This is a genomic window from Ornithinimicrobium carbonis, from assembly GCF_977012275.1.
This window is the reverse complement of record NZ_OZ348993.1, coordinates 2,722,455-2,742,656: the sequence shown is the minus strand read 5'-3', so window position 1 is coordinate 2,742,656 and position 20,202 is coordinate 2,722,455. Positions and strand designations below refer to the sequence as shown.

At 69.8% G+C, this 20,202-nt stretch carries 19 protein-coding genes; 11 read left to right on the top strand and 8 right to left on the bottom strand.

The window, feature by feature from the left end:
- Positions 1-164 precede the first annotated feature (164 nt).
- The 3 genes from ACWHYA_RS12585 (at position 165) to ACWHYA_RS12575 (ending at position 2,914) form a co-directional block, all read left to right on the top strand.
- Positions 165-1,571: an IS1380 family transposase gene (locus ACWHYA_RS12585; RefSeq protein ID WP_425943745.1), complete on the top strand. Its 1,407-nt coding sequence runs from the start codon at positions 165-167 to the stop codon at positions 1,569-1,571.
- Positions 1,572-1,709: 138 nt separating this feature from the next.
- The gene (locus ACWHYA_RS12580; RefSeq protein ID WP_448095645.1) at positions 1,710-2,108 is read left to right on the top strand and encodes a GNAT family N-acetyltransferase; all 399 of its coding nucleotides are present in this window, start codon (positions 1,710-1,712) and stop codon (positions 2,106-2,108) included.
- Between the two features lie 251 nt (positions 2,109-2,359).
- Positions 2,360-2,914 (top strand): DUF2500 domain-containing protein, encoded by a 555-nt coding sequence (locus ACWHYA_RS12575; protein WP_425943804.1) that lies wholly within the window; start codon positions 2,360-2,362, stop codon positions 2,912-2,914.
- 253 nt (positions 2,915-3,167) lie between these two features.
- Here ACWHYA_RS12575 and ACWHYA_RS12570 read toward each other — a convergent pair whose 3' ends face one another.
- Both ACWHYA_RS12570 and ACWHYA_RS12565 read right to left on the bottom strand, forming a co-directional pair.
- The gene (locus ACWHYA_RS12570) at positions 3,168-3,917 is read right to left on the bottom strand and encodes an HpcH/HpaI aldolase family protein (protein WP_425943802.1); all 750 of its coding nucleotides are present in this window, start codon (positions 3,915-3,917) and stop codon (positions 3,168-3,170) included.
- Positions 3,918-4,011: 94 nt separating this feature from the next.
- Positions 4,012-4,398 (bottom strand): RidA family protein, encoded by a 387-nt coding sequence (locus ACWHYA_RS12565; protein WP_425943800.1) that lies wholly within the window; start codon positions 4,396-4,398, stop codon positions 4,012-4,014.
- A gap of 105 nt (positions 4,399-4,503) precedes the next feature.
- Between ACWHYA_RS12565 and ACWHYA_RS12560 the strand changes: the two genes are divergently transcribed.
- From ACWHYA_RS12560 to ACWHYA_RS12540, 5 genes are all read left to right on the top strand, one after another.
- Positions 4,504-5,076 (top strand): Lrp/AsnC family transcriptional regulator, encoded by a 573-nt coding sequence (locus ACWHYA_RS12560; RefSeq protein ID WP_425943798.1) that lies wholly within the window; start codon positions 4,504-4,506, stop codon positions 5,074-5,076.
- Positions 5,073-5,966, top strand: a complete 894-nt coding sequence (locus ACWHYA_RS12555; protein ID WP_425943796.1) for a PhzF family phenazine biosynthesis protein — start codon at positions 5,073-5,075, stop codon at positions 5,964-5,966. The genes ACWHYA_RS12560 and ACWHYA_RS12555 overlap by 4 nt, the downstream gene beginning before the upstream one ends.
- A gap of 456 nt (positions 5,967-6,422) precedes the next feature.
- On the top strand, positions 6,423-6,917 hold the full coding sequence (locus ACWHYA_RS12550) for a beta-class carbonic anhydrase (protein ID WP_425943794.1): 495 nt from the start codon (positions 6,423-6,425) through the stop codon (positions 6,915-6,917).
- A 176-nt stretch (positions 6,918-7,093) separates the two neighbouring features.
- A complete protein-coding gene (locus ACWHYA_RS12545; RefSeq protein ID WP_425943792.1) occupies positions 7,094-8,056 on the top strand; it encodes an ATP-grasp domain-containing protein in 963 nt (320 codons plus the stop codon).
- A gap of 59 nt (positions 8,057-8,115) precedes the next feature.
- Complete coding sequence (locus tag ACWHYA_RS12540; protein WP_425943790.1) at positions 8,116-8,847, top strand: DsbA family protein; 732 nt, start codon at positions 8,116-8,118, stop codon at positions 8,845-8,847.
- Between the two features lie 502 nt (positions 8,848-9,349).
- On the opposite strand, the gene ACWHYA_RS12535 is transcribed toward ACWHYA_RS12540, so the two are convergent.
- From ACWHYA_RS12535 to ACWHYA_RS12520, 4 genes are all read right to left on the bottom strand, one after another.
- Entirely contained in the window at positions 9,350-10,006 is a 657-nt protein-coding gene (locus ACWHYA_RS12535) for a hypothetical protein (protein WP_425943788.1), read from the bottom strand.
- Positions 10,003-11,427, bottom strand: coding sequence for a type IV secretory system conjugative DNA transfer family protein (locus ACWHYA_RS12530; RefSeq protein ID WP_425943786.1), 1,425 nt, complete (start codon positions 11,425-11,427; stop codon positions 10,003-10,005). Before ACWHYA_RS12530 ends, ACWHYA_RS12535 begins: the two co-directional genes overlap by 4 nt.
- 47 nt (positions 11,428-11,474) lie before the next feature.
- Complete coding sequence (locus tag ACWHYA_RS12525; RefSeq protein ID WP_425943784.1) at positions 11,475-11,924, bottom strand: hypothetical protein; 450 nt, start codon at positions 11,922-11,924, stop codon at positions 11,475-11,477.
- Between the two features lie 67 nt (positions 11,925-11,991).
- Positions 11,992-13,581 (bottom strand): peptidoglycan DD-metalloendopeptidase family protein, encoded by a 1,590-nt coding sequence (locus tag ACWHYA_RS12520; protein WP_425943782.1) that lies wholly within the window; start codon positions 13,579-13,581, stop codon positions 11,992-11,994.
- A gap of 173 nt (positions 13,582-13,754) precedes the next feature.
- Between ACWHYA_RS12520 and ACWHYA_RS12515 the strand changes: the two genes are divergently transcribed.
- From ACWHYA_RS12515 to ACWHYA_RS12505, 3 genes are read left to right on the top strand one after another with little or no spacing between them, the layout of a single operon-like run.
- A complete protein-coding gene (locus ACWHYA_RS12515; protein ID WP_425943780.1) occupies positions 13,755-14,846 on the top strand; it encodes a tyrosine-type recombinase/integrase in 1,092 nt (363 codons plus the stop codon).
- A 4-nt stretch (positions 14,847-14,850) separates the two neighbouring features.
- Positions 14,851-15,189: a helix-turn-helix domain-containing protein gene (locus ACWHYA_RS12510; RefSeq protein ID WP_425943778.1), complete on the top strand. Its 339-nt coding sequence runs from the start codon at positions 14,851-14,853 to the stop codon at positions 15,187-15,189.
- Positions 15,190-15,209: 20 nt separating this feature from the next.
- Positions 15,210-16,964 carry a hypothetical protein gene (locus ACWHYA_RS12505; protein WP_425943776.1) on the top strand — a complete coding sequence of 585 codons (1,755 nt, stop codon included), beginning with the start codon at positions 15,210-15,212 and terminating at the stop codon, positions 16,962-16,964.
- Between the two features lie 308 nt (positions 16,965-17,272).
- On the opposite strand, the gene ACWHYA_RS12500 is transcribed toward ACWHYA_RS12505, so the two are convergent.
- Both ACWHYA_RS12500 and ACWHYA_RS12495 read right to left on the bottom strand, forming a co-directional pair.
- Complete coding sequence (locus ACWHYA_RS12500) at positions 17,273-18,490, bottom strand: MFS transporter (protein WP_425943774.1); 1,218 nt, start codon at positions 18,488-18,490, stop codon at positions 17,273-17,275.
- Positions 18,491-18,742: 252 nt separating this feature from the next.
- Complete coding sequence (locus ACWHYA_RS12495) at positions 18,743-20,065, bottom strand: ATP-binding protein (protein ID WP_425943772.1); 1,323 nt, start codon at positions 20,063-20,065, stop codon at positions 18,743-18,745.
- Between the last annotated feature and the right edge of the window lie 137 nt (positions 20,066-20,202).

The following is a 20,202-nucleotide window of genomic DNA, read 5'->3' as shown; positions in this document are numbered from 1 at the left end:
TGCCGGAAGCGGCGGAGCGACTTCTGGCGAGGGTGCCTGAGCCTGGATCCACCGATCGGGTGAGCCGGTGAAGCGGCGTGGGAAAGCGAGAAATGCCCTTCTGACCTGGGAAGATACGACTTGTCTAGAGCACGTATCACCCAAACCGGAAGGGCATCTCGTAGATGCAACTCTCTCACACCCTCCCCGTGGTCTCCGCGACGTTCGATGACCCCAACCTCGTGTCTGCCGCCGGGCTTGTCCCGCTGATGACGCTGGCCGAAGAAGCCGGCCTGCACGCCCTGGGCGATGAGCACCTGAGCCTGCCGACCGACAAGGGCGCCAACGCCGGCGCCAAGCTGGCCGCCCTGGTGGCGGGTATGGCCGCCGGCGCGGACAGCATCGAGGATATGGGGCTCTTGCGCCACGGCGCGATGGGCAAGCTGTTCGAACGGCCCTATGCCCCCTCCACGCTCGGTTCGTTCCTGCGCACGTTCACCTTCGGCCACGTCCGCCAGGGCGACGCGGTCGCCTCCCGCTTCACCCTCGCCCTGGCCGGGCGCACCGGGCTGCTGGGCCGGGCCGGCGACACCGGGACGGTGCTGCTCGACCTGGACGACACCATCGTGGAGGTCCACGGCTACGCCAAGCAGGGCGCCGGGTTCGGCTACAGCGGGGTCCGAGGGTTGAACGCGCTGCTGGCGACCGTGTCCACCGAGCAGACCGCCCCGGTCATCGCCGCCCAACGCCTGCGCAAGGGTTCCGTGGGTTCCTCCCGTGGCGCGGCCCGGTTGGCCACCGATGCCCTGGCGCTGGTCCGGCGCAGCCACCTGGCCGGGCGACCGGTGCTCCTGCGCGCCGATTCCGCGTTCTACTCCGCCGCCCTGGTGGGCGCCGCCGACAGGGCCGGTGCACAGGTCTCGATCACCGTGCGGCTGGACCCGGCGGTCAAGCGCGCCATCGCCGCGATCGCCGAGGACGCGTGGACCACGATCAGGTACACCGACGCGATCTACGACCAGGCCACCGGCAGGTGGGTCTCGCGGGCCGAGGTCGCCGAGATCGACTACACCGCGTTCACCTCGGCCAAGAAGTCCGAGCAGGTCACTGGCCGGCTGGTGGTGCGCCGCGTCCCGGACCTGAACCCCAGGGCCAAGGACGGGCAGGAGTCGATGTTCGACACCTGGCGCTTCCACGCGTTCTTCACCACCACGCCCGCCACCGAGCGGGACACCGTGGCCGCCGACCAGGTCCACCGGGGCCACGCGGTCATCGAGAACGTCCACGCCGACCTGAAAGCCTCGGCCCTGGCGCACCTGCCCTCGGGCAAGTTCGCTGCCAACGCCGCCTGGCTCATCGCCGCGGTCATGGCGTTCAACCTCACCCGCGCCGCGGCCACCCTGACCGGCAGCACCCGCCTGGCGCGGGCGACGACGCCCACGATCCGCCGCAAGCTGGTCAACCTGCCAGCCCGGGTCGCCTCCTCCGCCCGCCGCCTCCACCTGCACCTACCCCGAGACTGGCCCTGGGAGCACGCCTGGACCGTCCTCTACGACGCGCTCCGCCCCGGCCGGGCCGCAGCACCCGCCTGACCCCAGCCCCCGTCCCTACCAGCAGGAACCCAGTGGAAAAGCCGGGCAGACCGGCAGTTCACGCGCGCCCTCACGACCCTCGCCCCGTCAAAGACCTGACCCCGTCCTACAGCGGCCCATCCACCTGCCCATCGGTGGATCGAGGCTGAGTGGTTCGGTCTCCCGGAGGCGAACGCTGACTACATCGAAGCGGCTCGTACCAAGGAGACGTGGACGGTCCGCGATGACGGCGGGAACGTCATCGGGCTCACTTTGGTCGATCGTCACTTCCCGCACGTGGCTGAGCTCCACCTCATGGTTGTCGACCGCGACCATCACGGTCAGGGTGTCGGAACCGCCATGGTCCAGGCCGTCGAACAGGACGCGCGGGAACGCGGTGTTCAGCTGCTCGAGGTGAAGACGTTGGGCGGCTCACATCCGGACCCCGGGTACGCGCGCACCCGTCACTTCTACGAGCAGGCCGGGTTTCTCCCGCTTGAGGAGACCGACCTGTGGGGTGAAGCGAATCCCTGCCTCTTCATGGTCAAGCCGCTCTGAGACCTAAGCCCGGCCAACTCGAGAGCCGGCATCCGGATTTGCCGCCAGGAGGACGCTAGCCTTCGGCGCGTCCGACATTGCCGCTCGGAGGGCGTTAGGTCTTCGGGGCGTCCGCCTGGCCGAACACATGCTTGGCCCGGCACGGACAGCGCTTGCCGGGGACCCAAGAAAGGTTCTTGACCCGATCGGGGGGTGCTGGCCGCGGGAACCCGTCGCCGGACGGTAGCGTCCGACCTGGGCCAAGTTGAACCTTGGCACTCATCGAGGAGGTGGGCCTGATGCATACGACCATGTGGCGGCCGCTGTGGGCAGGCGCCAACGGATCGGGCCCGGCCATGGATCCTGACGTGCAGTTCGATCCGGGGGTGTCTCTCGACCCTATTGCTGGACCGGGCGAGGGGTTGTTCTCCACGATGCCGGTGCTCATGGGCATCTTCTTCATCATCTTCGTGACCGTGGTCGTCGTGAAGCTGGTCCAAGCCGGGCAGACCTTCGCCGACAATTCCGCGTTGCCCGAGCAGACCGTCGCCGCACGGGTGGTCGGAAAGCGGACCCACACCGAAGGCGGAGCGGGCGACAGCGCGGTGCAGACCGCTTACTTCGCCACGTTCGAGGTTGGGAGTGGTGAACGCATCGAGGTCAAGATCCCACCACGCGAGTACGGCCAGTTCACGGAGGGGGATCAGGGGCAACTTACCCATCAGGGCACGTGGTATCGCGGGTTCGAGCGCAGGCGCGTCATCCCAACGGACGGCTCGTGGGAAGCACCCGGCGGCCCCTCCCTCCGGCCGCCGAACACAACCTGAGGCCAACCGCAACGTTTCCCTGAACCACTCCGAGCGGCCAGCCTCGCGCCGTCCGCTCTTGCCGCCAGGAGCGCTGGTTCCGCCCATGCTCGCCTGACCGTCCACAGCACTACCCCTGGGCCTTTGATCGTGCCTCAGATGACGTACCCGCTGGGGGTCGGTCTGCCAGTGTTTGTGTCGAAGCGTCTCCCGGGTCTTATCAGGGAGCGATGATGCGGCCGAAGTGTTCTGGGTCTGGCACTGGGGGCTGGCTCTAGGTGAAGAGTTGTGCGAGTCCGTGGCGCAGTGCTGATGTGTCGGTATCTACGGCGATGAGGTCTGCTTCGGGGGCCACCTGGATGAGTTCGGGACCTCCAGCCATAAAGCCGACGACCTTGCCGGCGGTCCGGGCCAGGCTGATGGTGTGCCGCAGGGCCTGGATGGTCTGGGTGGAGTCCGGTCCGGAGTGACCGGCGGAGATGGACAGGTCATAGGGTCCGAAGAAGACTCCGTCGATCCCGGGGACGGCGAGGATGTCTGCGGCGTTGTGCAGGCCCGCGACCGTCTCCACCATGGGCAGCACGAGCTGCGGCTCGGGCTGCTGGGTGACGCCGAGCGTGGCTCGGCACCCCCCGGTGCTGCGGTTCCCGACCGGCGGGGTGCGGCACGCCGAGACAAGGTCTTGGGCCTGGGCGGCCGACTCGACCATGGGGATGATGACGCCGCTGACGCCTGTGTCCAGGACCCGGCCGAGAGCGGCGGGGTCGTGGCTGGCCGTCCGGGCCAGCAGGGGCAGCCCGGCCGCTTCGGCGACACGCAGCAGGCCGGGCAGGTGGTGCGTCTCGATGTTGCCGTGCTGCAGGTCGACCCCGACCCAGTCCGGGCCGCAACCGGTGGCGACCTCCAGCCCGTACGGATCGAGGAAGCTGAGCCACAGTCCTCGTCGCAGGCCTTCGCCTGTCCCAGCGGAGGCTGCTTGCAGCCGTGTCCGTAGGTCCTGGGCGGCAGCGGGCTGTGAGGCCATGGCTTCTCCTTCGTCAGGTGGTCGTGGGAAACCGGCGGACAGGACCTGTGCCGGTGCCCGCGTTGGTGCGGTCGAGGCTGTGGTGGTGCGGGGTTCAGCGGGGCACGCGGGCGACCAGCTCGATCTCCACGGCGATACCCAGCGGTAGTCCGGCGACCCCGATGGTGGTCCGGGCGGGATAGGGCTCGGTGAAGCATTCGGCGTAGAGGGCGTTGACGGTGGCGAAGTCGCCGAGATCGGTGAGGTAGATGTTGGCCTTGACGACGTCCTCGAAGCTCGCGCCGGCTGCTGAGAGGACGGCCTCCAGGTTGGCGAGCACCTGCCGGGTCTGCGCCTCGACGCCCCCTTCGACCACGGCCCCGGTGCCCGGGTCCAGCGGCGCCTGGCCAGAGAGAAAGATCATGTCCCCCTCTCGGACGGCGTGCGAGTAAGGGCCGACAGCAGCCGGCGCGGACGTTGCGTGGACGGCGTCTCGAGTCATCCCCCCAGCCTAGCCCACGCCATCATAACGTTGGCCATTCGCCCATCGTACTTCGCAGATCGGGCGTGGGTATGGCGTGCAGCCATCGGTTGTAAGATCTCCGTCATGACTGGTGCCGATCTCGACTCCTCCTGGTCGTTGGACGCGGTGGACACCCGGTTGCTCTCGTTGCTCGCCGCGGATGCCCGGGCCTCCCTGAGGAGCTTGGGGAGCGCCGTCGGTCTCTCCGGGCCTTCGGTGGCCGAACGGATCGCGCGGCTGAGGTCTCGAGGGGTCATCCGGGCGTTCACGGTGGACATCGACTGGGCCCGGCTGGGCATGCCTACCCTGGCCCACATCTCGCTGCTGACCGACAAGAGCAGCCACATCGAGCAGATCGTCGCGACGCTTCGCACCGTCGAGCGGGTGGAGGAGATCTCGATCGTCACCGGATCGACCGACCTGCTGGTGCGCGCCCGCGTGGCTGACCTGACCGAGCTGCGCCAGCTGCTGGTCGAGCACATCTGGCCCATCCCAGGAATCCAACGGGTCGAGACCACACTGGCGGTGCAGACCGTGCAGGCGCCCCAGTTCGTCGACAGCCTGCTCGAGCATGCTCCCGCGACCCCGAGAGCCCCGCACGAGGCACTGGACCAGGGTCCCCGTCACGGGGATACGAGGCCAGGAGGAACCGCATGACGATCCCCGTCGACGTGCACCGGTACGCAGCGTTCAGCGACCGTCCCCGCGGGGGCAACCCCGCCGGTGTGGTTCTGGAGGCCTCGCACCTGACCGCCGAGCAGATGCAACACGTCGCCGCCGAGGTCGGGTACAGCGAGACCGCGTTCGTCACCGGCCCGCTCGAAGCCGGGCCGGGTGGCCAGATCCCCATCCGCTACTTCGCCCCCGAACGCGAGGTCGACTTCTGCGGCCACGCGACGATCGCCACCGCGGTCGCCATCGGCCGGCGGGTCCGTCCCGGTACCTACACACTCGCGACCAAGGCCGGCCCCGTCGCCATCAGCGCATGGCTCGAAGAAGACCGGGTGATCGGGACCTTTCGCAGCCCGGACCTCGGCTGCTACCCCCTGCCCGAGGAACTGCTCACCCAGCTGCTCAGGGCACTGGGATGGTCCACGGACGACCTCGACCAGAACCTTCCACCGGCCATCGGCTACGGCGGGAACCACCACCCCGTCCTCGTCACGCCGAGCCTGCAACGGCTGGCCACGTTGTCCTACGACTTCGACGCCCTGCAACGCCTCTGCCGCGCCCACGACTGGGTGACGGTGCACCTGGTGACCCCGACAGGCCCCGACACCTGGCAAGCCAGAGACCCCTTCCCCTGGGGCGGAGTCGTCGAGGACCCCGCGACCGGTTCGGCCGCCGCCGCCTTCGCCGGCTACCTGCGCGCCCACGACCGCGTCGCCCCCGGCCAAGGGCTGGTCATCACCCAGGGAGTCGAAATGGGGCGTCCCAGCCGCATCCAGGTCGAGCTGCTGGATCAGGCCGCCCTGATCAGCGGCGTCGCCACCCCCATCCACGACCCCCGGCCCACGCGCCGAGAAACCCCACGAAGGCGGCTGTAACCCAGGACGAGACGAAGAGGGCCACCCTTTCGCAGGCGAGGCCACCCACACAAACTCGGCCCTGACGCCCACCATCACGCGCGGTCCCGTCAGAGGACAGGACACAATCGGCAGACACAAGCCGGCGGCACCTTGGCCATGTGGAACTCGCGGGCATGCGCCCATCTCGCATCGAGGTGCACAGTGGCATCAACCGATCCCCGGCGCCCCCTGGACAGCAGCAACTGCCGCCGACGCCATCGACCGTTGCCGCCATGTGGGGCCACGTCGAGTGACCCATCCATGGGCTGGGTGCTCAGACCGTCGTCGGACGCAGCTGTGGACGGGTGCCACCCGACATAATTGACACTTATGATGAGACGAAGATGTTGTAGTGTTCGCGGGTGAGCCAGGCTCCCTGCCCGCTCGCGCATGAGTCTTCGACGCCCAGCCAGGACCACACTCCAGGAGAAAGCGATGACCGTCACCGACACCCTGCTCGCCAACAACGAGGCCTACGCGTCCCACTTCGACGGTCCGCTTCCGCTGCCGCCCTCCAAGCACGTGGCCGTCCTCGCCTGCATGGACGCGCGTCTGGACGTGTACCGCGCCTTGGGGCTGGCCGAAGGCGAAGCACACGTCATCCGCAACGCCGGCGGCGTCGTCACCGAGGACGAGATCCGCTCCCTGGCCATCAGCCAACGACTTCTGGGAACGACCGAGGTCATCCTCATCCACCACACCGACTGCGGGATGCTCACCTTCACCGACGACGAGTTCAAGGAGTCCATCCGTGCCGAGACCGGCCTGCGCCCGCCGTGGGCGGCCGAGGCCTTCCCAGACGTGGAGGAGGATGTCCGCCAGTCACTGGCGAGGGTCCGCAACAACCCCTTCATCCCCCACAAGGAGTCGGTTCGCGGCTTCGTCTTCGACGTCGCCACCGGACGACTGCACGAAGTGACCGCAACGTGAGTCGCGCCCTCGCAGGCGGTACGGGCCGGTTCAGTTACTCGCCGGCGAACGACTGCACCACGAGTTCTTCCTCCGGCCCCGCCTGAAGGACGGCACGACACCTCTTCAACCGCATCCTGACTGTGGTCCGGCGCAGGGGCCTGGGCAACGGCAACCTCTGAAAGTTGAGCTGGACCATGACGACCCCCACGATCTTCGCCCTGCACGAGAACCCCGAGTGGTTCCCGCCCTTCGCCGAGGCGTTCGCCGCCGAGGGCGTCCACGTCCAGGAGTGGCTCCTCACCGACGGGGTCCTGGACCTGGACTCCACCCCGCCCGAGGGTGTCTTCTGGTCGCGGATCAGCGCCTCGGCGCACACCCGCGAGCACCACCTGTCCAAGGACTACACCCGCACGGTGCTGTCCTGGCTGGAGTCCCACGGGCGCCGCACCGTCAACGGCCGGCAGGTGCTGGAGCTGGAGATGAGCAAGGTCGACCAGCTCGCCCGGCTGCGGGCCGCCGGCATCGAGACCCCCCGCACCGTGGCCGCCGTGGGCCGGCACCACGTGATCCAGGCGGCCGCGGCGGTGCCCGCGCCCTTCGTCACCAAGCACAACCAGGGTGGCAAGGGGCTCGGGGTGCGCAAGTTCGAGCGCCACGCCGAGCTGGCGGACTACGTGGACTCGGAGGAGTTCGAGGAGCCGCAGGACGGCATTACCCTGATCCAGGAGTATGTGGTGCCCGCCCGTCCGAGCATCACCCGCGTCGAGATCGTCGGCGGGGAGTTCATCTACGCCATCGAGGCCGACACCGCCCGCGGCGGCTTCCAGCTGTGCCCCGCCGACGCCTGCGCGGTCGACCCGGCGACCGGGCAGCCGATCATGCCGCCCGGCGCGACGCTGGCGCCGGAGATCGGGCAGCAGCTCTTCTCCCTGCGCGAGGGTTTCGACCACCCGATCATCGAGAAGTACCTGGACTTCGCCCGCACCAACGGCATCGAGGTCTGCGGCATCGAGTTCATCGAGTCCGTCGACGGCCGCATCCTGACCTACGACGTGAACACCAACACCAACTACAACGCCGTGGTCGAGCAGGCCGCCCCGCGCTCCGCGCCCCGGGCGCTGGCGCAGTACCTGCGGTCGGTCGCCGAGAACCTGTGACGCCCTGAGCGCTCACGGTGCGCAACCGCCATGGACCGACCCGAACGTCAGGAGAGACGATGAACAGCCCCGACATCCACTTCTACTTCGACCCGGTCTGCCCGTTCGCCTGGATGACCAGCAAGTGGGTGCGGCTCGTGCAGGCCCAGCGCGACTACACGGTCGACTGGCGGTTCATCTCGTTGCGGCTGGTCAACGCCCAGGTGGACTACGACGCCCACTTCCCGCCGGAGTACGAGGCCGGCCACACCGCGGGTCTGCGGCTGCTGCGGGTGGCGGCACGGGCCCGGCAGGAGCTCGGCCCAGAAGCGGTGGGCAGCCTGTACGCCGCCCTCGGCGCCCGCATCTTCGACACCTGGACCGACACGCCCGACGCGACCGGCACCCGGGAGCGTCGCGGCACCCGAGACTTCCTCGAGCCGGTCCTGACAGGGGCCGGCCTGCCCGCCGCACTCGCGGACTCCCTGGACGACGACTCCTTGGACCGGGTGATCCAGGCCGAGACTGACGAGGCCCTCGGGCTCACCGGCAAGGACGTCGGCACCCCGATCATCCACTTCCGGCCACCGGCGGGCGTGGCGTTCTTCGGGCCGGTCATCAGCCGGCTGCCGGACGAGGAGGAGGCCGGACGGCTTTGGGACCACGTCGTGGGCCTGGCCACCTTTCCCGGCTTCGCCGAGCTCAAGCGCAGCCTGCGCGAGACCCCCCAGCTGGCCGGGCTGGGCGTGGACGTGGACCGGCCGGGGACCCAGGAGGACTGGCACGCCGGCAGCCGCCGCCTCAAGAAGTAGGCACCCAACCCTCCGGCCTGCCCCGGAGCGCCCCTCCGCCCTGCCCCGGAGGGGTCCTTCGAAGTCTCCGGTGAGCGTCAGGGACCGTGACGTGGCGACCTTCAACCCCCGGGGTCCCCAACAATCGGGAAGCCCGCGTGGCTCCCACCGGGTTCCCTGGGCGCCAGGCATACCTGCGCGCGCACCCATGGACCGCGGGTCCAGCGGTGACATGCAACACCGCGGAGGTATGACGTGAAGCAGATCAAGGAACAGACCGGAACCGGGCGGGCGACCGTGCGCGACGTGTCCTTTCTCGGGACCGAGGGGGACGTCCTCGCAGCCACCCGGAAGGTGCCAGCGGGTCCACCGGCCGGGTACGCGATCATGGCGCACTGGTTCACCTGCACGAGCAACACGCACGACACGTCACGGATCTCCGGGGCCCTGACCGCGCTCGGGTGTTCGCCGCCCCGCGCTTCGACTTCACCGGGCGCTCAGGTGGGGACTCCGCACCCTGTACCTAGTGCACCTCACCGGTACGTGGGTCGACCCGGTGGCCGTCGACGAGGTGCAGTCTTGGGATCTGCTGGGTCTGGTCGGGGGGTTGCAGCAGCCGGCGGTGGTGGTCAACGTCGCCGGTGTAGTGCCGGGCCCGGTGCTCGTGGGCATCCTGGAAGCGGACGTGGGCGGGTCTGGCTGGCCAGTCGTGGTGGCGGCTGTCGCAGGCTGTGCGCAGCCGCGTCTTGCGGCGGTCGAAGAAGGCGGGCAGGGCGTAGCGGTGCCACTCCTCGAGGGCGTCGCTGGCGATGGCCTGGCCGGCTTTGCGGCGTTGGTCGGCCAGGACGGCGATCTCGTGGACCAGGTGGGGGTGGGCGGGCCAGCACGGCGGAACGAGGTAGGAAGGGTCCCAGACGTGTTCGCTGTTGACCCATTCGACGACGGCTTCGAGCCATTCCCACAGCTCGGTCCGCATGGGCGGGTCGCCGATGGTTCCGGGGTCCCAGGGGCGGGGCAGCTTGCTGGGGTGGCCGACGGCCTTGCGTGCCGCGTCGTCCCCGTTGAGGGCGATGTCGAGCTCCCGGTAGGCGTGGACGATCAACGGGCCGGGGGCGGGGAAGGGTCTGGCCAGCGGGTAGCGTGCCCGTCCCTGTTCTCCTGCCTGGTGGGTGGTGCTCACCGGTCGTGCTCCGCTGTGATGAGGCCGTGCTGGCGGGCTGCGGCCAGGGCTGCAGTGGTGCGGGCCTGCGGGCTGATCGTGGCGCGCTGGTGGCCCCCGATCTGGGCCCGGAGCGTGGCCTGGTCGGCCAGGAGTCGCTTACCGGGTCTGCCGTCGATGCAGCGGTGGAGCCGGGCCATGACCGGTTTGCCGTTCTCGGAGATGACCAGGGCGTGCCGTTCCTTGATCTGGCGGATCTCCGATCCGGTCAGGACAGGGATGTCCTCGGCCGAGTAGGTGCGTCCACCGCGGTGTCCGGTGTTCCAGGTGGCCCGACCGACGCGGACCTTGCCTAGAAGGTCGGAGACCTCCTGGTTGAAGGCGACGTCCTTGGACCCGCCGAACAGCACCATGTTGTTGGTCAGGCCGAGCACGGCGCGGGCTTCCTGCTGGCCGAAGATCGAGTCGAGCTGGGCGCGGGTCTGCGCGGCCCAGATGAAGGACAGGCCCAGGGCTCGTTCGTTGGCCATCCGGGTGCGCAGGGTGGGCAGGGGGGCGGTGGAGGGCAGCTCGTCCAGGCAGGCGAGCAGGGGCGGGCACAACCTGCCCCAGCCGGACCGTTGGGCCATGCCCAGGGCGGTGTCCAGGACGTGCTCGGCCAGCGCGGTCATCAGCGGGGAGGCCGAGGCGTAGGGGTCCTCCCGGCCGAGCAGGTAGATGGTGCCGCCGCCGGCGAGAACTTCGGTGATGTTGGTCGCCGGTCGCCCGGGGCCGGGAACGCACCGCTGGCGCATCGGTTCCTGGAAGAACAACGACAGTGCCTGCTGCACCGTGGTGACGGTGTTGCCGGCGGTCCGTTCGTCCCCGTGGAGGGCCCCGTGCAGCAGTCCGTGCCAGAACCGGGCGGCCTGGGGGTGGGTGCGCAGGATCTCGGCGGGTTCGACGGTGGAGCGTGGGTCGGCGACCCACTCCAGCACGTCGTCCAGGGTGCGGCTGGTCAGCGCGGCCGCGTGGAAGTAGGCCTGGATGACCTTGGCGGCCTCGGCGGCGTAGAACCGGGCGGCCTGGTCCCCATACCCCTCGGCCACAGCACCCTTGATCGTGCCGGCGGTGAACGCCTTGGCCCGACGCTCGGCCACGACCGCGTCCACGCACCCGGTGATCGGGTCCCACACGAGCTCCGGGAGCCCAGGCACCAGGGCGAACGGGTCGAGCACGACGCAGGGACGCCCGTGGGTGGAGCGGGCGGTGAACGTCAGGAGCAGGTCGTCCGGCTTGGTGAGGGTGACCAGCGCCGCCCCGGGTGCGTCAAGCAGAGCGGGGGTGAGCAGGTCCAGGGTCTTGCCTGAGCCTTGTGGCCCGATGACCCCGGCGGTGCGGTCCCACGGCACCCACAGATCGACCCCGGCGGGGGCGGTGGACCGTCCAAGGTTCCATCCCACGTCCCGAGGGTCGAAACGACGGCTGCGACCGAAGGGGCTGGGCAGGTTCATCGCGCGGCCTTTCCGAACAGGTCGGGCCGGATCACGGCCCGGTGCCTGCGCAGCCGGGGCAGTCCCAGCAGCGACGCGGCCTCGGCCTTGGAGGCCATCCCCCGCAGCCGGCCCGGTCCCCAGCGCCGGTAGGCCACCACGGCCAGGACCAGAGCGCCGAGCAGGTTGACGGCCGCCGTGATGAGCACCCAGGTCCGCAGCGCCCCCGGTTCGGCGAGGTCGCCGGGGTCGCTCAGTCCGGCGCCGGCGTCGCCGCGCAGGAGGCCGGGCAGGCTGCTGAACAGCTCGGTGGCGGGGGGCCAACCCCAACCTCCGCCGGCGAGGAGGTTGGCCACGGCCCGCCCGGTATGCACCCCCAGCACCGCGATCAGCATCAAGGTCAGCACGATCGCCAGAGGGATCTCGTAGGTCCACGGGTGCGGGTTCTTCAGCCTGTCCTGCTGCATCGCTTCCTCATCTCCGGGGGCGGGGAACTGTTCTGCGTCCTGAAGCGGACGAGGACGGCCCAGGGACTCAGCTGGGCGCCTTCGGGGTGTCCTCGATGTTGCCCAGACGCCAGATCTCGAAGATGTTGTTGTCCAGCGCGTGCTCGTAGCTGAAGTGCCCGACGCCCTTGGTGGGGTTGGCGGCCTCGATGCTGGTGTAGGTGGCCGGGTCCCAGACGAACCCGACATGCCCGATCGTGTGCGGGCCCAGGTAGGAGTCGAAGAAGAACAGGTCCCCCGGTCGGGCCTGGTCGAGGGGCACGCGGAACCCGTTGCCCATCCCCAGCCAGTCCCGCTGGGCCTGGGCGGTGCGGGGGGCGGTGATCCCGATCTGGGCCATCGCGGTCTGGGTCAGTGAGGAGCAGTCCCAGGCGTCGGGCCCACCGGCGCCCAGGATGTAGGAGTCCCCCTCCTGTCCGGCCGCGAACGCCAGCATCTGCGCGACCCGTCCGTTGCTGACCGGGGGCAGGTCGGGGTTGCTGCCCTGGGGCTCGCAGTGCAACGGGTCTCCCAGCACCAGCCCGCCCCCGTACTGCTGGGCGTAGTACAGGACGTCGTTGACGTACCAGTGCGCGTGGTTGTAGGCGAACAGCGCATCACGCACCCCCTCCTCGCCTCGGTGCACCCCGGAGGCGGTCAGGTAGTTGGCCGCGGAATGGACCGAGTCGGCATCGTTGTCGATCTGCGCCAAGCCGTCGCCGTCCCCGTCGACCCCGTAGGCGGCGAAGGTGGCCGGCATGAACTGCATGAGGCCCCGCGCGCCCGCCCAGCTGGTGCCGGTGTTGGCCCCGTGGGCGGTCTCGGCCATCCCGATCCCGGCCAGCAGGGCCCACGGGATGCCGTACTGCGACCCGGCCTGCTCGTACAACGCCTGGATGCCCGACGGGATCGGCAGCGGCGGGTTGCGCAGCGAGTCCTGGCGCGGCTCCCCCGGGGCGGGCAGCTCGAACCCGATGCCACCCTCCCCGTCCTCGGGCAGTTCAGGCACCCACGGTGGCAACGGGTCCTCCCCCGCCGGTGGGGAGGGTGCCACGGCGACACCGTTCAGGGGGGCACCGCGCTCGAGCATGAACGGGACCGGGTCGATCGGCTGCCCGTCCTGGCGGATCTCGAAGTGCAGGTGTGAACCGGTGGAGTCCCCGGTGGACCCCTCGACACCGATCCGCTGACCCTGGTGGACGGCCTGCCCGAGCCTCAGCGGGCTGGGTTCCGCCAGGTGCAGGTACCGGGTGCTGATGCCGCCGCCGTGGTCGATGGTGACAGTGTTCCCTCCCCCGCTGGTCCACCCGGATCCGGTGACCGTGCCGGCCGCGGCGGCGACCACCGGGGCGCCCGCCGGCTGGGAGACAAGGTCGACCCCGGCGTGCAGGCGCCACTCCTTGTGGATCGGGTGGAAACGCTGCCCGAACCCCGAGCCTGGGGTCAGGGCATAGGCGGTCTCGTACGGTGGCCGCCAGTCCCCGGTGACGGGCAGGGTCCCCTCGCAGAAGAGGGTGCGGTGCTGCTGCGCCATCGCGGGCGTGGCCACCGAGGCCACGAGCACCGCGGTGGCCAGGGGAAATCCCAGCAGCACCGCGAGAGCGGCCATCACGGCCAGGACGCTTTTCACTTCCCTCACCTGGCTGTCTCTAGGGACTCAGGTTCTCCTGGCCCGGTTTCTGCTTGACGTTGCTCGTGCGCAGGCCACGTCGGCTCGGGGCGGTTGGGCGCGCAGAACGATGCGTCGTCACTCTGGCTGACGCTATTGCTGTACTGTCGATGCATGAACGCCCTTGGTGAAGTCGAGTTCTGATGGAGTTGGTGGCGCTGCCAGGTGGCGGCGCCGAGGACGTGGTCCTGCCGGACGCTCAGGCTGCTCAGGAGTTCGAGCAGGAACTGGTCGATCAGTACGCCTTGGCGATGGCGGCAGCAGGTCTGAGCGATGACCACATCAGTGGCACCCGGTCGGTGGTGATCGAGTTCGCGAGGTCGCTGACGACACCGCTGTGGGAGGCGACCTGTCAGGATGCCGACCGGTTCATGGCCGAGCAGAGACGGCGGGGCTGGACGGTGTCGACCAGGGCCGGCAAGGCCGGCGCGTTGGCAGGCTTCTACGAGTTCCTGATCGCCCGGCACAGCGGCACGATCCGACGCGCGACCGGGGTGACGGTGGGGCAACCGATAGATGAGTTCAACCGGCAGTCCGGCCACTCGCTGGGCAAGGTGCGGGTGCCTCCCTCGGACGCCGAGGTCGAGGACCTCTTCACCGGCTGGCGCGACTCGGTCGGGCAGGCCCGCAAGTATCTGCCAGCCGCCCGCGACTACTTCGCCGCGTCGCTGTGGCGTCGCCTCGGGCTGCGGATCAACGAGACCGTGATGCTCGACATCCGCGACTGGCGGCCCGACCTCGGCGGGTTTGGCAAGCTGCACGTCCGGTTCGGCAAGGGCTCCGGCGGGCGCGGCCCCAAGCCCAGACTGGTCCCGGCGATCAACGGCGCGGACCAGCTGATCGACTGGTGGCTGGCCGAGGTTCGTCACCAGTACGGGGGCGACTTCGCTGACCCTGACGCCCCGATGCTCCCTTCCGAGCGGTTCGACACCGACCTCGACCGCTGCGGCCGAGTGGGCGCGAACGCGCTGCGCCGGACGCTGACGATCCAGACCCGGCGATGGCTGCCGGCGTGGTCGGGACAGTTGACTCCACACGTGCTGCGCCACTACTGCGCCTCCTCGCTCTACGAGGCGGGCATGGACCTGAAGGCACTGCAGGAGCTGCTGGGTCACCAGTGGCTCTCGACGACCTCCTCTTACATCCACGTCCGGGACGAACACGTCGAGCTGGCCTGGAAGAGCGCCAACATGCGGGTAGCTGCCCGCTTCGGGATCACCGAGAAGGAAGGCTGAGACGATGCAGTGGAACCTGCGGCTTCGCGCCGCCGAGCGCGGGATCTGGAAGTCGACGCAGATGCGCAGGATGCTTGCCGATGCCGGGCTCGACATCAGTGCCGGGAAGATGTCCTCATGGTGGGCCGGCAGCCCACCGACGCTGCGCCTGGCCGAGCTGGACGTTCTCTGCGCCGTGCTCGAGTGCACCCCGAACGACCTGATGACACCCGAGCCGGACAAGGTCGCCGCTGCCCGGCCAGCGGCGGAGAACGCCGCGACCGGTGAGGGCGCCTCGCCCGGCGCACGTGGGCCCGTGGTGTCGCCGCGGTTCGGCAAGCCACGGTCCACGCCGCCGGTATAGACCGACGGGGGGAGCACGCGATGCCAGCTGCCGGGGAGTCCGCGCCGCTGCGGCTGCCACCGATGTGCGGATCCTGCCTGGCCCGGCGTGTGGCCTGGACCCGGCCGCGGGTCGACGTCTGCTACGACTGCCTGCCCGGTGGGCCCTTTCCCCCGCCGGCGTGCTCGGCCTGCGGCACCGAGCAAGACTACTTCAGCCAGGGCCTGTGCGGCCGCTGCCACCCGCGAAGCCCGCTGCACGTCGGCTCGTGCAAGATCTGCCTGGCCTGGGGCGTCTATCCACGCCACAACTGGACCTGCTGGGCGTGCCGGTGGTGGCGGGCGAACTGCCCCGAGCAGACCTGCCAGTACTGCGGCCGCCTCACCCGCGTCGGGGACCAGGGCGCCTGCCGCTTGTGCCTGTCCCAGGCCCAGTCCCTGCAGGAGCCCGGCCGCAGCCTCGACCTGGCCGGTGCCAACCGGCACGGGCAGCAGCTGTTCTTCGCCAACATCCTGATCAAGCGGCGCAAGACCCCCCGTCTGCGCGCCGACCCCTGGCGTGCCCGGAACCGCAACTCCCTGCCGTTCCCCGCCGGCACCGGTTTCACGGACCACGGGCCTGACCAGCTCACCCTGTTCGACTTGGCGCCCGACCCCAAGATGGTCCGCGCCCTGGCCGCGGTCGCCGACAGCGACCTGACCCGCTACTGCGCCTCGATCGTCGATGAGCACGCCGCCCGGTTCGGCTGGTCGGCCAGGCAGCGTAACGACGTCATCCGCTCCCTGCGGCTGCTGCAGACCCTGCGCACCACGCCGAACGCGAAGATCCGCGCTAGTGAGGTCCTGATGCTGCCCCGCTACCAGGGCAACATCACCTCCACGATGGACGTCCTGCGTCAGGCCGGACTGCTCATCGAGGACCATCCCACCCCGCTGCAGACCTACCTGACCACCAGGACCGCCGGGCTGCCACCGCAGATGGTCGAGCACCTCGAGCTGTGGGTCGACGTCATGGTGCACGGCAGCCGCACCGCACCGCGGCAGCTGCCGCGCGAACCGCAGACCGTCCGGCTGCACGTGGACGGCGTCACACCCGCTGTCACCACCTGGGCCCAGGCTGGCTACCGCTCCCTTGCCGAGGTCACCAGCCAGGACGTCCGGGTCGCGGTTGCCGCCCAGACCGGCGCGCGACGCCGCTTCGCCGAGACCGGGCTGAAGTCGCTGTTCAAGGTTCTCCATGGCCGCAAGCTGCTCTTCACCAACCCCGCCCGCGGACTGCCCAGCACCCAGGTCCGGGCCAACATCCCACTGCCGCTGGACCCGGCCACCGTCCGGGAGGGACTGGACTCCCCCGACCCTGCCCTCGCGCTGTGCGTCGCCCTCGTCGCCTTCCACGGCCTGACCGGCAAAGAACTCCGGTCCCTCCAACTCACCGCCATCGCCGACGGCTGCCTCACCCTCGGCGACCGGGTACTGCCACTGGCCGCCCCGGTCCGCTCCAGGCTCGCTGCGTGGCTCGACGACCGGCAGCGCACCTGGCCCGAGACCGCCAACCCGCATCTGCTGATCAACCGCAAGACCGCGCCACGCCTCACCCCACCCGGACAGGCCTGGCCCTGGACCGGCACCACCCTGCGGCCACAGTCCCTCCGCGAAGACAGGATCCTGCACGAACTGCAGGCCACCGCAGACCTGCGACGCATCTGCGACCTCTTCGGCCTGTCCGTCCAGGGCGCCACCCGCTACCTGCCCACCATCGAACACCCCGACCTCACGATCAACAGCCCCCGGGACTGAAACCAGGCGGCGTCCTTGACCATCCCGTCCCGCCCCGGCGGCGGGTCCGGACAGAATCGAGCGCAACTCCCGGGCGGGCGCAGGCTCGTGGGGGCGACAACGATGATCGAACCGTCCAAGACGGGGCTGCTGACGCTGCCTGACCGATCCCAGCTGTGGGCGGAGACGACCAGGAACCTCGACGGTGAACCGCTGCTGTAGCTGCACGGCGCCCCTAGCACCGGCCTGGGCTCTGGCGCGGCCTACGATCAGGAGCCTCCGCAGCGAGTCAAGGGCTCCGTGCTCAACGCGGTTCTCGTCGGAGTCGTTCAGTCCTGCCGCACGAGACGCCAGGGCAGCAGAACCCCGGACACGAGCAGAGCCAATGCGCTGAGCAGGATGGCGACCTGTGTCGAGGTGGCCACAGCCAGGGCACCGAAGAGCAGCATGGCGACCGGCCACAGGACACGGTTGGAGACGCTCCAGGCCGCTGAGACGCGAGCCATCAGGTGGTCGGGCACCGCATCCATGCGGTGTCCGGCAAAGAGCGGGTTGAACGCTCCGGCAAAGAACAGCAGCAGGGTGTCGCAGGTGATGATCACCGCTACACCGGCCAGTCCTGGTGGGGCAAACGCAATCGGGATCAACCACACGGCCCGCAACGCCCCGAGGACCACCATCACCCGATCCCGTCCCCACCGGCGCTCCAGGTGTGGGGCCAGCATCGCACCGGCCAGGCCGGCGGCGGCCGGCAGGCCCAGCGTCAGCCCGTACTGGAAGGGCGTGAAGCCGAGGTCGCGCAGCATGAACAGCAGGATGAGGGGCTGGGCGCCCATGATCATCGCGCCGAAGAGCATCGCGTTGACGAACAGCGGCCGCAACGTGGCATGGCCCAGGACAAAGCTCCACCCGGTGGTCAGGTCCTTGACCCACCGGTGATCTGGCGGGCGTGGCGCCGGGTCTGGCTCGGGTTGGCGTATACGGCTCAGGCTGAATGCAGAGGCCAGGTGGGCCACTGCGTCCAGGCCGAGCGTGATGGTCGGGCCGATCACGCCCAGCAGGACACCGCCCAGCGGTGGCCCGCTGCTGTTGGCGATCCAGCTGGTGGTGTCGATCCGGCTCACTGCGATCGTGCGCTGCTCGCGGGAGACCAGTGCCTTGAGGTGGGCGGTGCTGGCCGTCAGGCTCAGCAGCTGGCCAAAGCCGATGACCGCCGCCACCACGAGCAGGTGAACATACGTCAGGACGCCTGCCAGGTGCGCGATCGGCACGCTGAACAAGGCCACGGCACGAACCAGGTCCGCACCGATCATCACCGGTCGTTTGCGGCGCAGCTCCACCCACGGCCCCACCGGTAGCCCGAGCAGTCCCGCCGCGGCGGTCCCTGCGGCCGCCAGCAAAGAGACCTGGAAGCTCGTGGCGAGCAGGACCTCGGTCGCCACGAACGTGAAAGCTCCCATCGCCAGGGCCGAGCCGGTCTGACCCGCAGCCATCGCCACCCACAGGCGCCGAAAGTCGCTCCCCAACGCCGGGACTGGCTTCGTCACTGCTCCTCCCGGCGCACCCACGAGGCAGGACCCTACGCACTTCCTCCGACATACCCTGTGCCGAACACGCGGACACCACGGCTGACGTCCGGCCACGCCACGAGACGCCGTCCTTAGCTCCTACAGTCGGGAGGCCCTGGCCATACAAGGCTCGCCCGCCGTCAATTCCCATCGAACACGAGCACCTACGTCCCCTCGCACCACCGCCGATGCTCAGGTTTCCGCCCAGACTGTCGATTTTCACGCGAACTTCTAACCCGCCGACTCGATACCAAGGTTGGTGTTGGCCAGTGCGGCCTCGAGCGGGTGCAGAACGGTGGCCACCTTGTACATGCGGTCCCCCACCTGCCACACGGCGCGACCAGGTTCCTGCCGGGCCCACGTGGTGATGGCGTGCACGGCCAACGGGCCCAGGCCCAGGATCTCGTCGAGCTCGCCTGCGACCTTGGGGCCCTGGCCGTGCAGGATCTTGATGTCGGCCAGGTGCAGCATGTCCCGGGCGATGGTCTGGGCCACCGAGCCCTCGTCGCCGGCCGAGAGCAGGTCGGAAGGTTTGTGCGCGACCGCGTACTGGATGTCCCCGCCCTGGCCGGCGAAGCCGCGGGACAGGCGCATGTCGGCGTCGAACGCCTTGACGGCCTCCGGCCCCAGCCGCAGCTGCCGCCACGCCTCGTCACGGACGACCACGCGCTGGTCGGCCCGGGAGACGACCTCGCGTTGACCGGCGCCCCAGGAGCCCAGACAGGTCAGGGCGATGCCCACGGCCTCCTGGGGCAGCCGGGACAGGGACAGGGACTGGATCGGCGCGAGCCAGTCGATGTGCACGTTGGTGTGCGCGTCGAACATGCCGGCCAGGGCGCCGTTGACCAGCTGGCCCAGGGCGTCGCGCAGCAGGCGCGTGGAGTCCATGAACGCCCGTGTGGTCTCGAACCGGGTCGCGGCCACCAGTTCGGGGGCAGGGTTGTCCAGGGCGTGCCACAGCCCGGGCAGCGTGGTCTCGGCCAAGGAGGTGGCGCCGGCGGCGTACCCGGTCAGGTCGGCCAGGGCGGTGCGGACCACGGCCTCGTCGCTGGGTCCAAAGGGGACCAGGTTCTCCCCGATCCGTTGGGACCCGACCAGGGCACGGATCAGGGTCAACCAGCGGGAGAAGACGGCCTGGGCGCGGCGTTGCGCCTCCACGGCGTCCAGCCGTTCCCACCCGTGGGCCAGCGGGCCGAGGGCCAGGGGGTTGACCCGGGCCCCCAGGCCGGCGCCGAGGGCGATCGGCTGCACCCCCAGGAACCGGCACACCCCCTCGTACTCGTCCTTGGTGTCACCCAGGATCAGGGCCCGGTACCCGAAGTCCATCATCCGCAGGATGAACGCCTTGGTGGTCCCGGACTTGCCCATCCCGGGCTTGCCGAAGCACATGATGTTCGGGTTGCTGATCGGCACGTCAGGGCGGACCACCCAGCCGAGGGGGTCGCAGTGGAACGCGGCCCCGGAGGCGACGTCGATGCCCATCTGCGCCCCGGTCGGTGGAAGCGCGGGGGTGGGGATGAACGGCCAGAACGCCGGAGCCTGGTCACTGGTCATCCGCCAGGTCGCCACCGGCGCTTTCGCCGGGGCCCAACCACGATCTGCCTTCCGTGGTCCTCTGGTGCTGGTGGGCCGGAACACCCGCGGCTCCCGCTCCTGCCTTGCGGGCGTCGGTGCCGGTGGGGCGTCGTGGC

Coding starts and splice junctions, on each gene's coding strand:
- ACWHYA_RS12545 (WP_425943792.1), top strand. CDS start 7,094: ATGACGACCCCCACGATCTTCGCCCTGCACGAGAACCCCGAGTGGTTC.
- ACWHYA_RS12570 (WP_425943802.1), bottom strand. CDS start 3,917: ATGGCCTCACAGCCCGCTGCCGCCCAGGACCTACGGACACGGCTGCAA.
- ACWHYA_RS12515 (WP_425943780.1), top strand. CDS start 13,755: ATGGAGTTGGTGGCGCTGCCAGGTGGCGGCGCCGAGGACGTGGTCCTG.
- ACWHYA_RS12585 (WP_425943745.1), top strand. CDS start 165: ATGCAACTCTCTCACACCCTCCCCGTGGTCTCCGCGACGTTCGATGAC.
- ACWHYA_RS12525 (WP_425943784.1), bottom strand. CDS start 11,924: ATGCAGCAGGACAGGCTGAAGAACCCGCACCCGTGGACCTACGAGATC.
- ACWHYA_RS12540 (WP_425943790.1), top strand. CDS start 8,116: ATGAACAGCCCCGACATCCACTTCTACTTCGACCCGGTCTGCCCGTTC.
- ACWHYA_RS12550 (WP_425943794.1), top strand. CDS start 6,423: ATGACCGTCACCGACACCCTGCTCGCCAACAACGAGGCCTACGCGTCC.
- ACWHYA_RS12510 (WP_425943778.1), top strand. CDS start 14,851: ATGCAGTGGAACCTGCGGCTTCGCGCCGCCGAGCGCGGGATCTGGAAG.
- ACWHYA_RS12555 (WP_425943796.1), top strand. CDS start 5,073: ATGACGATCCCCGTCGACGTGCACCGGTACGCAGCGTTCAGCGACCGT.
- ACWHYA_RS12565 (WP_425943800.1), bottom strand. CDS start 4,398: ATGACTCGAGACGCCGTCCACGCAACGTCCGCGCCGGCTGCTGTCGGC.
- ACWHYA_RS12505 (WP_425943776.1), top strand. CDS start 15,210: ATGCCAGCTGCCGGGGAGTCCGCGCCGCTGCGGCTGCCACCGATGTGC.
- ACWHYA_RS12495 (WP_425943772.1), bottom strand. CDS start 20,065: ATGACCAGTGACCAGGCTCCGGCGTTCTGGCCGTTCATCCCCACCCCC.
- ACWHYA_RS12560 (WP_425943798.1), top strand. CDS start 4,504: ATGACTGGTGCCGATCTCGACTCCTCCTGGTCGTTGGACGCGGTGGAC.